This window comes from Psychrobacter sp. CX21, assembly GCF_057396255.1.
The window spans coordinates 1-14,384 of the sequence record NZ_JBXYJG010000031.1; the positions used below are offsets into that span (position 1 = coordinate 1).

The 14,384-nt window shown below is 37.0% G+C and carries 8 protein-coding genes, 1 rRNA gene and 2 pseudogenes; 7 read left to right on the forward strand and 4 right to left on the reverse strand.

Translation table 11 applies throughout. From position 1 onward, the window contains the following. The first annotated feature begins 113 nt into the window (after window positions 1-113). Window positions 114-228: ribosomal RNA gene (rrf, locus tag AC2SLP_RS11560) — 5S ribosomal RNA — on the forward strand. 281 nt (window positions 229-509) lie between these two features. Here the strand turns inward: rrf and AC2SLP_RS11565 are convergent. Both AC2SLP_RS11565 and AC2SLP_RS11570 read right to left on the reverse strand, forming a co-directional pair. Continuing rightward, window positions 510-2,024 (reverse strand): sensor histidine kinase, encoded by a 1,515-nt coding sequence (locus AC2SLP_RS11565; protein WP_486536799.1) that lies wholly within the window; start codon window positions 2,022-2,024, stop codon window positions 510-512. After that, window positions 2,021-2,704: a response regulator gene (locus tag AC2SLP_RS11570; protein WP_486536800.1), complete on the reverse strand. Its 684-nt coding sequence runs from the start codon at window positions 2,702-2,704 to the stop codon at window positions 2,021-2,023. The genes AC2SLP_RS11565 and AC2SLP_RS11570 overlap by 4 nt, the downstream gene beginning before the upstream one ends. Before the next feature lie 238 nt (window positions 2,705-2,942). Here AC2SLP_RS11570 and AC2SLP_RS11575 point away from each other — a divergent pair, with 238 nt between their 5' ends. Next, complete coding sequence (locus AC2SLP_RS11575) at window positions 2,943-3,488, forward strand: Spy/CpxP family protein refolding chaperone (protein WP_486536801.1); 546 nt, start codon at window positions 2,943-2,945, stop codon at window positions 3,486-3,488. Window positions 3,489-4,147: 659 nt separating this feature from the next. Then, window positions 4,148-4,291: pseudogene (locus AC2SLP_RS11580) on the forward strand (5'-nucleotidase); the annotation flags it as partial. Window positions 4,292-4,536: 245 nt separating this feature from the next. Here the strand turns inward: AC2SLP_RS11580 and AC2SLP_RS11585 are convergent. Next, on the reverse strand, window positions 4,537-5,901 hold the full coding sequence (locus tag AC2SLP_RS11585; protein ID WP_486536802.1) for an MATE family efflux transporter: 1,365 nt from the start codon (window positions 5,899-5,901) through the stop codon (window positions 4,537-4,539). A 69-nt stretch (window positions 5,902-5,970) separates the two neighbouring features. Further along, window positions 5,971-6,663, reverse strand: a complete 693-nt coding sequence (locus tag AC2SLP_RS11590) for an NBR1-Ig-like domain-containing protein (protein ID WP_486536803.1) — start codon at window positions 6,661-6,663, stop codon at window positions 5,971-5,973. A gap of 246 nt (window positions 6,664-6,909) precedes the next feature. Here AC2SLP_RS11590 and AC2SLP_RS11595 point away from each other — a divergent pair, with 246 nt between their 5' ends. From AC2SLP_RS11595 to AC2SLP_RS11610, 4 genes and pseudogenes are all read left to right on the forward strand, one after another. Next, the gene (locus AC2SLP_RS11595) at window positions 6,910-10,428 is read left to right on the forward strand and encodes a fibronectin type III domain-containing protein (protein ID WP_486536804.1); all 3,519 of its coding nucleotides are present in this window, start codon (window positions 6,910-6,912) and stop codon (window positions 10,426-10,428) included. 145 nt (window positions 10,429-10,573) lie between these two features. Further along, complete coding sequence (locus tag AC2SLP_RS11600) at window positions 10,574-12,352, forward strand: PKD domain-containing protein (protein WP_486536805.1); 1,779 nt, start codon at window positions 10,574-10,576, stop codon at window positions 12,350-12,352. 360 nt (window positions 12,353-12,712) lie between these two features. Beyond that, window positions 12,713-13,189, forward strand: a pseudogene (locus AC2SLP_RS11605) (5'-nucleotidase); the annotation flags it as partial. 69 nt (window positions 13,190-13,258) lie between these two features. Beyond that, window positions 13,259-14,346, forward strand: a protein-coding gene (locus tag AC2SLP_RS11610; protein ID WP_486535860.1) for an IS3 family transposase whose coding sequence is annotated in 2 segments (ribosomal slippage) — window positions 13,259-13,511 and window positions 13,511-14,346 — 1,089 coding nt in all. Because the reading frame shifts where the segments join, the coding sequence is not laid out codon by codon here. Window positions 14,347-14,384: the final 38 nt, after the last annotated feature.

Here is a 14,384-nt window from a genome sequence, read left to right on the forward strand (position 1 = left end):
GCCAATTATTTCGATATCACCTGATAATTACTTATATATTTGATTATTTATATCACTTATATACAGTGAATTGATTCAGGTTCATTACAATAACTCATATCTATACCCCCTTTGCTGACGACAATAGCACGTTGGAACCACCTGATCCCTTCTCGAACTCAGAAGTGAAACATCGTTGCGCCAATGGTAGTGTGGGTCCGCCCATGTGAGAGTAGGTCATCGTCAGCTCCCTATACCCTAAAAGCCCCCTGTACTTATGTATAGGGGGCTTTTTTTTGGCTGGGGTTTAACGAATATACTTTGACTTTAAGTATTGTTATCTTTTTATTACTCTAATAGTTCTCTATGTCTGGTATTACAAACGAGAATTAATGGCTTTTTATACCTTCATATAGTCGGTTGAATTTAATTCTGCTACAAGGCGACCGAACCCAGAAAGTACACTCAGTACGTCTAGGGCGGTCACACCGTAGTAGGTTTAAAGTGAATGGACTATAGGTAAAAATCTACTATTCACTCAATGGTAAAACAACTTCAATACTTAATCCGTCACTATTATCTATACGATTAAATGCCAGAATTTGTCCATGATGCGCAGAGATGACGGCATGCGCAATTGACAGTCCGAGTCCATAGCCTGTAGATTTCGTCTCTATAGGTTCAGAACTACCACTTTTAACTGAATTGCGACTACGTGCATTGTCTAAACGAACAAAGGGCTGAAAAATACGCTCTAAGTCTGTTGAATCATTGATACCTGAACCCGTATCAGTGACGGTAACTTTTAAAGTGTTCTTATTGTCGCGGATAGATACATTATCTACAGATATACCTACTTCACTATTTAATCTGGTGTGTTCGAAGGCGTTGCGTATAATATTTTCAAATGCGCTATATAGCTGTTCATAATTACCAATCACGCTAAATGTACTAGGTCTGCTCTCGTCTACATTCAGTATCCAACGCCAATTCACTTGTTTATGCTGAAACTCGAAGCTAACATCCTTCCTAATACTTTCCAATATTTCAAGAATATCAATATTTTCAATATCATCTTTATTTAGACGTTTATCGTCCATCTGTAGTGACTGAATATGAATGATTTGGTCTATCAGGTGATTCATGCGCCCAGATTCTTTATCAATACGTTCTAAATAGCGTTTCGCTTCAGGCGCAAAATCAAGAGCCAATTCGGTAGCAACATCTAAACGGGCTAGGGGTGAACGAAGTTCATGCGAAATATCACTTAGTATCCGCTTACGTGCCTTTTCACTTTTATCTAAGCGTTCAGATAGCTGCGCCACTTCTCTTGCAAGCACACCCAATTCGTCATCACCAAATTGGGTTAACTCAGTATTATTCTCATAACTACCCTCACTTATATGATGTACTGCGTGCTGCAACTTACGAATACGATTGGTCAACGTCCGGCTTAACCAATAACATGCGAGCATACTGAGTAATAAAGTAAGCGTTATACGTAGTCCAGTATAATTGCGCTGAGATGATCTAATTTCACGTAATGGTAATCTTGGTTGTAATTGAACAGTATAGCTTCGACCATTTGGTGCAAGCGCTGTCGTGTCAGCAAGTTGTGGATAGCTGTCTTCATTAACACTAATTTGTTGCCACACTCTTGAAACTTCAGTATGGCGATTATCTTGTCTATTACTTTTATTAGTTATCTTATCTGGAGGTGGTAAAGGTTGATAGTTTAACGGTCTTGGACGTCTAAATGGTATCAGATTACCTTGATCATCAAGAATACGAACTTGCTCCATTAACATTCTATCTTGATGATAACGTTGACGGATGCTATTAAACTCTCCTTTTTCTATTAAAGCACTAATTTCCTCACGTACCGTTAATAAATGCGTCACCTGTTCTTGCATAAGGTTATTAATTTGTTTGTTATTTAACCATCGCTCAATACCTACTGAGAGCGTTGAGGTAATCAGCAACATCAGTAATAAACTTAAAAATAAACGCCAAAAAAGGGTAAACCGTGGAATAGATATTGTCATAATACTAACTGATACCCTTTACCGCGAATGGCCTTAATTGGCTCGTCATGATAAGGTTGTAACTTTTTGCGCAAACGCGAAATATGCACATCTAAACTGCGGTCAAAGGGTTGTAGCTCTCGTTGCAATACCGTCTGTGACAGCCACTCTTTACTGGCTACATTACTCTGCATCCGTACCAACGCTACTAATAAATCAAACTCAGTACCCGTTACTGCCAGTTCATTGCCATCGATTCGGCAGATACGGTGTGATTGATCAAGATGTAACCTATCGTGGCTAAGCGGCAGGGCGTCGACGGTAGGTGTTTTATTACGTTTAATCACTGCATTGATACGAGCAAGTAACTCACGAGGGTTACAAGGTTTAGAGATATAATCGTCTGCGCCAAGCTCAAGACCAATAATTCTATCGATTTCATCGCCTTTTGCGGTGAGCATAATTACTGGTATTTGGATAATAGACGGCAGTTGACGCAAAACACTTAGGCCGTCAATTTTTGGCATCATTATATCTAACACCAACAAATCATATTTGGGTTGATGAGACGTATTATGTAATTTCTGTAATACTTCTTCACCATCATAAGCGCAATCGCAAGTTATCCCATGATTGGTTAAATACTCCTGTAGTAAGTCGGTTAACTCTTTATCGTCATCACCCAATAAAACATATGTCATAAGTCACTCATTCGAGTCAGTAAAATCTATTATAATTACTTGTTTAAATCATAACGAGGTATGAGTAAGCAAGCAACCAAATCGGTAGACCTAGAAGCAATTGTTACCTTTCTTAATGTTTCATCAAAGTATGCAATGTTTGTCTTCGCTATTATTTGTTATGTGGATACAGCGGAAGCGCTTATCTGCTTATCGAATCAACTTTAAAATAAATCTAGTAAAGAATAGGAAGACAAACATGAAGAAATTTGCAATGAGTTCACTATTGGCGTTATCAAGCACCCTAGCAGTTGTCGGCATAAGTCAAGCAAATGTTGTTGATTACTCAACAGCTATAGCTAGTACGATGCAGCAAGAAAATGTGAAAGGTAAAGACTTGCGTCACCACCACGGACATAAAGGTTTTGGTAAGCAACGAGGTGTCATGGCACAGCTTGACTTGACCGATGCTCAACAACAGCAAATTGATACCATCAAACAAGCACAGCGTACTAAGCGTCAAAACGAACGTGCAACCCGTCAAGCTGAGCGTCAACAGTATCGTGCCCGAATGCAAACTTTAATGAATAGCAAAACCTTGAATACAGCAGCCCTTAATAGACTTGCAAATGAGCATGCCGAGCAAGCGAAAGAGCGTTTTATAGAACAAGCACAAACTAAACATGCCATTGCTCAGGTGTTAACTGCAGAGCAAAGAGCACAGCTAGAGCAGCAACATGAACAGCGCGGCGTGCGCGCTGGAAATGGAGAACGTCCTATGGGTAAACGTGATATGGGTTTATAAAATGGAGTGAAGAGGAAGTAACCGCCCATCAGTAAGATTGATTGAAAGTCATTCATTTATAAGCTGTTATTCAAAACGCTAGTATGAAATAAGCTTTTTACAGGTTTAATCGACAGTGATTGATACTTGCAATTTAATTAAACTGACGGTGCTATTAATTAGGGACACGCCCTAGACTTTGACAAGCGTTGCATTTATTTAATGCAACGCTTTTTGTTTTACCGAGAGCTTAAAGGAAATATTAGTACAAATAAATTTCTTAATTCATTTCTATTTAAACTCATTTCTACTAAAAACATATGAGCTGAACTATAGTTCAGTGACTATAACTATTATGATTCTATACAACCCATCAATAGCACTGTGCTAACTGGTAATGTTAGACTAGAGTTCAACCTCTTTAAAGTTACAATAAAGCAGGTATAGTCAATCCACTTTAAACCTGCTACGGTGTTAACCGCCCTAGATGTACTACTTGTACTATCTGCGGTCGGTCGCCTTGTAGCAGAATTAAATTGAATCGACTATATTATAACTAGGGCGAGTCTTCATTTTTGAAATCAAGACTTGCCCTAGTAGGTGACAAGCCTTAAAGGGCTTATCGCTAAAACGGTTTAAAGAGGGTTCGAATTCGATTTAGAGGCATAAAGGTTGGGGCTATGGCTGTTGATTTTTCTAATACATTAATCGTTGCAATATCGGCAACGGCATTGTTTGATTTAAGCGAAACAGAAATTTATCGTAAAAAACTAATTGAACAGGATCCTGCTACAGCAGCGCAGAAGTTTCGTGAGTATATGCAGCAGAGCGACTTCGATAAAGCGCTCTATCAATCATAGAACTTAATCGAGAACCTCTATTCTAAGACAAAGCAGTACGTAACATGCGATTGCATCTCGCTATGTTAAGCTAGCCAGTCATTTCCTCAGTGCGATTCACTCAGTTTCTTGTATCATTTGACTCAATTGATAACACGCCCTAGCAAATTCATATCATCTTTTTATTGATATAAATAATTAAATTATTTGCCCATAAATAGCTAAATAGGTTAGCTTCTAAAGTCTTTAGATATAATCCTAAAGTAGCTGATGCGTAATGCTGTCCAAGCTAAAAAATAAGCTAAGCCTAACAGACCCCATATCCAATTTAAACTTATTTCAAAGTATTCGATAACTAACTTTGTGCCTCCTACAGCAATTAGCCATAAGCAAATAGCATTGATAAAAACAACAACCCATCCCTTGTCAATCGCTCTCAAATTAAAAGCTATTAAACTTTGCACACCTTCAATACTATTCTTGAACCCCATTATTAATAGCACTGGTAACATCATACCGATGAGTACAACATTATCTGTATAGTTAGTCACCCAAGCATTACCCGATAACCATAAACCCAAACTGCCTATTACCATAAAAACAGCCATACTCAATTCGCATTTTTTACTAAAGTCTCGTGTTTGGCTGAGATAGTTTTTAACGTGTTGTCCAACCATTACGCTACTGGCAATCATAAAAGCGATAGGGATTGAAAATAACAAATCACTAACCGTCAATAGGATCTGATGAGCAGCTAACATATCTTCAGAAACAATAGCAATCATTGATATCAGTGCCGGACCTACAGATACTTCAACAAAATAACTGATACCAATAGGTATCCCGTAAGATAAGAGTATTTTAAAATCAGTTTTATTAGGTATATATGAGTATGGGTTAGACGCATTAAATAGATGCTTTTTTAACTTTGACCCTACTGCCATCAAGACGCAAACCACAACAAACCAGTGCATAAAAACTGTTGAAACAGCAGTAGCATTAACGTTTTGCCATTGCGTACCTGCCCATCCTGCTAGTAATGCATAGTTAATTAAGACTTTAATCGTCAGTCCAATCCATAGCCAAAAGGTTATAACAATAGGTTTGGATATGCCTTGATAAAATGCGCCTAAAACTCTCAATGCCAACGAAGCCGGTACGCCTAAAGCTATAATAATAGTGTAACTGGTTGCTGCCGTCTTTAGTTCTGGACTGATATCTATGTTACCGATAATTAAGACACTTATAGCCAACGCTACCCAAGCAATGGCAGTAATTAAGAGCATTAGCCAGCCACTTTGTATCAATAATCGATAAGCTTTTGTTATGTTTTGACTGCCTATTGCCTCTGCGACAGCATAGCATAATCCTTGTAATACGCCTTTACAGGTTAACAGTACCATAAAGTAAAACGAACCACCTAGCGCCATTGCAGCCACATCGTTAGTGGATAGTTTGGCAAGCATATAGGCATCAATAGCAGGTGCCGCAATAAGAGACATTTGAATCAGCCAAATTGCTAGTGTTTGCGACAATAAATGTTGAGTATTTTGAAGAGTATTATTAGAGCTTTTAAAGCGTGTAGGCATTGTCATTGTGTATAGGTTTGTGGGCAAGTAGGAGACGGCGGTAAATTGATATAGAACACAAAAACTTTAGTTATGTTAGTTAATAGTACAAGCTGAGCCTGCTGAGATAACTTGTACAGAAATATAAACACCTATTGAGTCTAAAAAGCACAAAGCGCCATCTTTATCGACCATCTTCCAATATGAAAATACAGACGCAGGTACGGATGGAGCAATAAACTCTACTGATAAATCAACGATTTCTCCAGTTTTTGTGGTAGGTATACTAATACTGGTTGTTGTTGGTATGAGCTGGAAACAACGATTTCTAGTAAACGGTTTTTGCTCAGAGTGGGCTTGAAATATGTCCGTATCGTCTTGACATTGTAGCCTACGATTTTCCCATACCGTTTGTCCCGTATTCTGTAATCGCCAAGTTTTAGTAAACCGCTCATTGGTACACACAAGGCTACCGTCCGCAATTGTCTCAGATATAAAATGAGAGCAATCTTTTTGTTTATGAAACCAACGCTTTGGTTCCTTTAAGGAATCAACAGGTTTGGCATGACACTCTCTTAATCGATACTTCTCCCATTCCAGCTCAACCAAATATTGCGGATGCACCTGCATGGCAATTGCCAACTTAGTTAGGTTGATTAACGTCGGTGTTGCATCCTTGTCTAGAATTCGATAAAGCGTACTACGTGACATATCCGCACTTTTTGCCAACTTATCTTTGGTTATATTATGTTGGTTACAAAATTGTGCTACGTATTGGGCTAAATCCATCTTTTATTCCTATACCTTCAAAATAGTCGATCATCATTAAACCAAATATTTTCACGCGTGTACTTATCATAGCTTTATCAAACTACTTTAAGCAATCATTAGTTTACATATTAAGGGTTGAAACTTTAGTTACTGGCGTTCTTTCTTATAGTTTGTCCCAGATTTGGGACAAACTATTGTTTGTTTATGTGATATAAAAGATTTAGATGTTTATTGTTTAACTTTAATAACACAAGGGTTTTTATAATGAATAATAAATTAAGACTTACAGCATTGTCTTGTGCTGTACTAATAGGTATGACAGGGTGTTGGTTTGACAAAGATTCTGATGAAACTGTGACTAGTTATAGTGATGTAACTGAAGTTGTTGCCTCTCATAAAGTTGTAGGTCCAGTTAGTAATGCACAGATAAGTCTAACTGATGCACGCTCAAAGTCTGCTCAATTAGAACCTATGAATCTTCTTACTGATGAAGATGGTAAGTTTCAATTTAAGAACTTAGACAGCGTAAACACTGAAGAGTTTTATTTAGTTTCAGCTACAAAAGGTATGCTTCAAGATATTGACGGAGATGGCGTATCAGATAACGCAAACCTGCCAGTTGAAGGAGCTTTAAATGCCTTAGTTAGAGGAGATAAGCTTAAGCAAGCAGGTGTTAATGTAAGCATATTGTCCAATATTGCATGGGAGTATGTAAAACAAAGCTATGATGATTTCTCAGATGAGGATATTGAAAGGAGGCTAGCAGATATTGCTAACATACTTTTTTTGGCTGATATTACTAATGACGGATTGATAGATAATGAGGATATCTTATCTTTTGATCCCACTAATACTACTCATTTAGAAGCATTGGCTATTGATTACAAATATTTATTCACTAAGCAAGAAGATGAGTCTTCCATTATAGATGCTTATGCAGAAGGTGATAATGAAAAACTAGTTGAGCTTCTTGAAAGCTCTTTAGGCAGTGTTATAACACGTTATCCTGATAGAGACTCACGTAGTAATCAAGTTAAAATTGAGGTCTTACCCTTAGGTAAAGGGAATGTTTCAACATCTGATAAAAAAATTGAATTTAAGTCTGATGGGTCAATTCAAGATCTATATGAGTTTTATGAAAAAAGCGATGACATGATAACTATTACTGCTATGCCTGATTCAGATACTGAAATTCTTGATTGGGATGGTTGCGAAATAGTTTCTGCTGACAAGACAGAGTGTCAAGTAAGTAAAAATGAAAGTCATCAAGTTATACCCGCTTTTGGTTATAAGGAAACTAAAATAGTTGATAACCTTGTAGACTTGAGTTTAGCAGAAGCAGCCTTAGAAGGTGATAGTACAATATACGTTACTGTAAATTACAAGGACGAAGACTTAGTAAATAGAATGCAAAACCTCAAAGCTGGAGATTATGTTGTTGGGTCAAGTGGAGATGGTTTTCTACGTGAAGTTATTAATGTTGAAGTTGTAAGTGACTATAAATACACCTTACAAACAACTGAAGCTGGACTGGATGATGTGATACTGCAAGGTACTGCATTTATTTCAGAACCAATAACTCCACAGAATGTTCCTGAAAGTTTGTTTGGGAATAGTGAATTATCGGGTGTAGATGTAAACTATACTCGAAATGAGACACAAAACAGTACTTTTGGAAGCAATAAAGTTATTGAAGGTGAGAAATTTAGTAATATTGAGGGTGTTACGTTAATTAAACCAGAAAGTACAACACAGACAGATTTTAAAATTCAGATAGGTAGACCTATTGAAGAAGAAGCTAATATAAACTATGCGAGAAATAGTGATCATAAAATTGACTTTTTAAAACCTGTAGCAGAAGTAACTATTTATGAAAATAAGGAGAAAAATATTTCTATCAAAGCCAAAGGAGAGATAGGTTTTTCTTTAGAGAATCTTTTTGGTATGAGTTATGGCTTTGGTGGTATTGAGGGTTTAAGCGATGTAGTAGAGTTGTCAGCCAACGAAGCCCTTACTATTACTGTAGAGGGGGCGCATGATATTAAAGAAATATGTAAAGCTTTGAAAGACTCTCCTAACTGTAACAAGATAATGATAGGTTCAATATCTAAGAAAACAGTCTATATGGCTGGAGTACTTCCTGTTGTTATTGTCAATCAAATTGATTTGTGGGTAGGATTAGACGGTAAGATTAGTGCATCAATTACTAATGGTCTGACTATGGAGCAAAAATTACGCGCAGGATTTATGTGGAACAAAGGATATGGCTTTAAAGAAGTGATAGGCGCAAGTCACGAAGAGAGCTTGGATATTATTCCAAATAGCATCGACTACACTGGAGAGTTAATACCATTCGTGACAGTCGATTCAAGTATGAAATTTTATGGCTATCCTGGATTAGCCATACCCAAAAAACTGTATGTCAGAGGAACAGCAAAATCTAGTATAGATAATGTACTCTTTAAAGATGGTAAAATGTGTAGGGGTGGTACTAACTTTACTGCTTCGGTAGGTGCATCAGCCCATCCTCAGTTTGTTTTTGGTGGTGATGGTAAAAAACATAATAAGCTGTCATCTAAGATAAACGATATATTTAAAACTTTAAATTTTAAAATACAGCTTTTTGACATTCCGTTTTATAGTAAGAATTTTGGAGGAAGTTGTGAGGAGGTTAAGTCTCCAGCTAGAATATCGGTAAATGGAGGATTTATAAACGAAGAGGTAACAAGAGGGTATGTGGTAAATCAAGACTATACTATATCAAATACAGGTGGCGAGCCTTTAAGCTGGAGAGTTAATTACAAACCTAATGAGGCAATAAAGGTATCTAAGGAAAATGGTACTTTAAAGAATGGCGAAAGTGAAAAAATTACAGTTGAAATTGACACTTCGGTTATTAAAGAGTTTGATGTTTACGAAAATCAATTAGAATTTGTCAACTATTCTGACAGTGTTAAGTCATATCTATTTGGTGGTTTTGAATGGTTTAATGACCTCATCACTGGTAATACTTCAAGAGATATAAAAGTTGTTTCTCTACCAGAACAATCTGATGTAGATACGCCGGAAAATGTCAGTATTGATTTGGTTAAGCCGACAATCGCAAAATTAGTATGGGGCTACCCTACAGATTCAAAGTTTGTGAAGGATATCAAAGGTTTTAATGTGTATATTAGAAATACTGATTTAAATACTGAATGGGAAATTCTCAGGGGTATCAATGATATCAAGATTGGAGAGCTACTTATTCCAAATCTCTTAACTAATACGAATTATCAAGTTGCTATTGATGCCGTTACGGATCATATAGTTTCTGAACCAGTTATAGTAGATTTAAATGTTCCTTATATTGAGCCTGAGGGTGATTGTCAAGCGTATTTTACAGGCCTGGTAGTAGCGGATAAGTATGATAGGGTAGGTATTTCAGAGGCATACGTCGTAGATGATAACAGTGAATATGTTGGAGCAGGTTTATATCCAAACAATGAACAAGCGTTTCCAAAAGCAGTCGCCAGTACTTTTGATGGGATTGCTATAGCCAAGGGAACTAAAGTGACTATTTGGGAGAATAAAAGCTTTGAAGGAAATATATTATATGAACAAGTCGGACCTGCAGTCATTAACAATCAATTGTGGCAGAACGATTATAGATACGCTCCAATTGTTGAAAGAGACTGGAAGCAAGAATTACAGTTAGAGTTTCCTCAAACAGTCAGAACGTGGAGTGAATCGAATATGCATAATTGGTCATATGGTTCATTAAAAGTAGAGTGTGGTTACTAGGTAAGCTTGCTATAAGTTTGTTCCTTTCAATAGCTTCAGGTTGATTGATTCAATCTGAAGCTTTTAAGTCATGTATATCAAACTAGGTGTAATACTTATGCTTTCATTACAATTACGACTTATTATAATACTGACTTTCAGTACGATGATTTTCGCTTGTGGAAATGATGTATTACCACAATTAGCAGTAAATACGTCTAATCCAGTCACTACCGATAAAAAATCTTATGTCGAAATACCTATAATCGACATTACTATTCCAAAACCTGAACAAACTAATCATATAGAGTCGTCTTTAATAATAGATGGCGATACTACTTCTAGGATAGGTAAGCAAGTTGCGATAGTGGCGTATCTAGATGATGACGAAGTTGAAAGTTATCGGTGGCAACAAATTTTGGGTCCTTCAGTAAAACTCTCTTCTTACAGGCAAGGGGTAGCTACCTTTGTACCCGAAAAAATTGGCGATTACGAGTTTAAAGTAACGGTAATATCTACTACAGGAGAACAGTTTGAAAAAAATGTATTTGTAACTATCAATCAAGCTTCAACACATAAACTTGAGCTATTACGGGATAGAACCATACGTGGAGGACGGAACTTTGTCATGCATCTGCCAGAAGATGTAGAGTTAGATGACATTAGTATTGAGTCAAGCGACAACGAATTAAGTATCGCTATTAATATAGACAAAGATGAACGGAAGGCCTATATAAGAGTGCCTAAGGTCACATCGACTAAGCTAGTTACATTACAGCTTAAGCAAAATCAAAATATAGTCGATCAAGCTTATGTCCTAATAGAAAAAAACGATCCTATAACGAGTTCATATTTCTGTGATGGTACAGGGGTATATTGTGCGACAACTGAGCCATTGAGTAGAGTGTTAGTTTATAAGCCTAATAGCGCCTACGCTTCAGTTTTAGAAAAATGTACATTTTCAAATACGCTCAATAGAAAAGACTTATGTACAGTAGGTACATTACCGCCTTTAGGTACCTATGATCAGGAAGTCACTCATTCTGATATTCTAGATAGGTTAGTAGTAAATGAAGAATGGATGGGTAAAAGGTTTGAAAGTTTTTTAGCAGAGATGGATAAAAGCGGGGATTTCAAGAAGCTTTTCGGTTCAGTCACTTCGGTGGTTATATCGGATAATATTGAAGTACCTTTTTATTGGGCATTGACTGGTGCTATTTATTTATCACCTTACGACTTATATCAGGGACAACTAGAGTACCTTAGTCTAGCAGATTCTTACGACTATCATGCCTATATAGCACGGGACACGTCTACAAGTTTCTTATGGCGCTATAAGCAGGATAACGTAGATATATCGCTATCTGATAAAGCGAATAGAGATATAAAACATATATACCTAAATTTGGCGACCTTGTTATATCACGAATTAGCCCATGCTAATGACTTTTATCCGTATATTCAGCTTAATAATATGGATGAAAGTAAAGCTCTTATCGATAATATTGATAATTATAGTTTAATGACCTCTTATATGCTGAGTCAGCAATATCCTTTAAATTCTCAAACGATCGAATCTTTAGCTAAGCATAGCTTCCAAGGACAAACAATATCAGCGAATGTTCTAAATGAACACCCTCAAACTATTGCTGATGCTTTTATGAATGACGGTGCTAACGATTTGTATAATTATGTGAATGAAAGAGAAGATATGGCAATGTTATTTGAAGAAACGATGATGAAGTTTAGGTTTAATTTAGATAGAGAAGTTAAAATCATAGATAGTAGTACACAGGAGTTGATAAGAGGAGAACGGAATAGAATTTTTAATGATTATGTGTCTATAAGAGCTTTGTCAGTAGCACAGAATATAATGCCTGAGCATTCGGGTGAATTTTACGAGTTTTTTAGTCGAGATGATAATAGTCGTTCAGAGCCTTATTAAAGGTATTTAATTGAATACAATAGACCTACATAGCCTTAAAAATCATACTTAGACTATTTAAATAGATATTCTTCATCGCAATATATTAACTTTAAACTATAAAAAGACCCCCATACCCACTTAGAAGTAACTTTCTAATGCAAGCTACGTACGCAAGCCATTCTTTTAATATATTTATCGTAGTCTATGAATAGCGCTACTTATAGGAGTAATGTTAGACTGCGTTGAATAGATTTTAAAATAGTTATGTAGTTTAAGACGATGTGCGAGTTAGCTTGCTAAACATACTCAAACGCCAAATATAGTAAATAACAACATAACTGTTCAAAAGTGAGTCAAATGTACTTATAGGTTGGGGCTATGGCTGTTGATTTTTCTAATACATTAATCGTTGCAATATCGGCAACGGCATTGTTTGATTTAAGCGAAACAGAAATTTATCGTAAAAGACTAATTGAACAGGATCCTACTACAGCAGCGCAGAAGTTTCGTGAGTATATGCAGCAGAGGGAAAACGAACCCCTAGAGACGGGCGCAGGGTTTCCGCTCATTCAAGCTATATTAAACCTAAACCAATATCATGTCGACAACAAAACGTACGAGGTCGAATCGCCACTTGTTGAAGTCGTTATCGTATCTAAAACATCACCTGACACTGGTATTAGGGTATTGAATGCCATTCGTGAGCGCAAACTAAATATAACCCGTTCTGCCTTTATTTCAGGTAATGATGTGACGGATTATATTAGAGACTTTAAAGTAGATTTATTTTTAACCACCAACAAAACCGATGCACAAAAAGTGACCGACGCCAATGTCTGTGCTTGTGCCATGGTAATCCTCCCAAAAAATAATAACACCTAAAAGTAGAAACTAACTGCTAAAATACTAGCAGGAGATTTCGACATGAAAAAATCAAGATTTACCGACACACAGATTGTTAACATACTCAAACAAGCAGAACAAGGCGTACCCGTCAGTGACATATTACGTGAACACAATATAAGTCAGAGCACCTTCTATAAATGGAGGAGCAAATACGGTGGTATGGATGCCTCACTCATTACCCGTCTTAAAGAATTAGAAGCTGAGAACGCTCGCTTAAAGAAGATGTACGCTGAAGAGCGTCTAAAATCAGACATCTTACAGGATGCCATGTCAAAAAAGTGGTAGCGCCGTCTAGGCGCAAAGAGCTTGCTGAGCATTACATCAAAGCCAGAGCCATTAGCGTACGCTTGGCCTGTCTGATCTTTAACATCAGCATAACCTGCTATTACTATCAGCCAAAGACAGCGGATGATAATGAGCAAATAGCCAAGCTGTTGATTAATCTGACAAACGACCATAAAAACTGGGGCTTTAAGCTATGCTTTCTATACTTAAGAAATGTACTCAGACTACCTTACAACCATAAGCGTGTTTATCGTATCTACCGTGAGCTTGAATTAAACTTAAGAATAAAGCCTAAACGCCGTATTAAGCGAGACAAACCACAAAAGCTTGCTGTACCAACTCATATCAATCAAAGCTGGAGCATGGACTTTATGCACGATGCTTTAACCGATGGTAGAGCCATTAGACTCTTTAACGTCATTGATGACTTTAATCGTGAAGCATTAACCATAGAGGTCGACTTCTCACTACCAGCTCAAAGAGTCATACGCAGTTTAAATCAGCTAATAGAATGCCGTGGCAAACCTGATCAAATCAGGTGTGATAATGGCCCTGAATATATCAGCAATGATTTAAAAGACTGGGCAACTGAGCAAGGTATTGTTATCGAATACATTGAGCCTGGCAATCCTCAGCAAAATGCTTATGTAGAGCGCTTTAATAAAACAGTTCGTTATGATTGGCTTAATCAGGAGTTGTTTAATAGTTTAGAGCAAGTGAGACAGCAGGCTGAGGCTTGGCTCAATCACTATAATAACGAGAGACCCAATATGGGTAATGGTGGCTTTACGCCGATTCAGAAACTTAATATGGCAGCTTAGTTCTACTTATTTAGTGTTTTAAATATGGGGGTATTTCC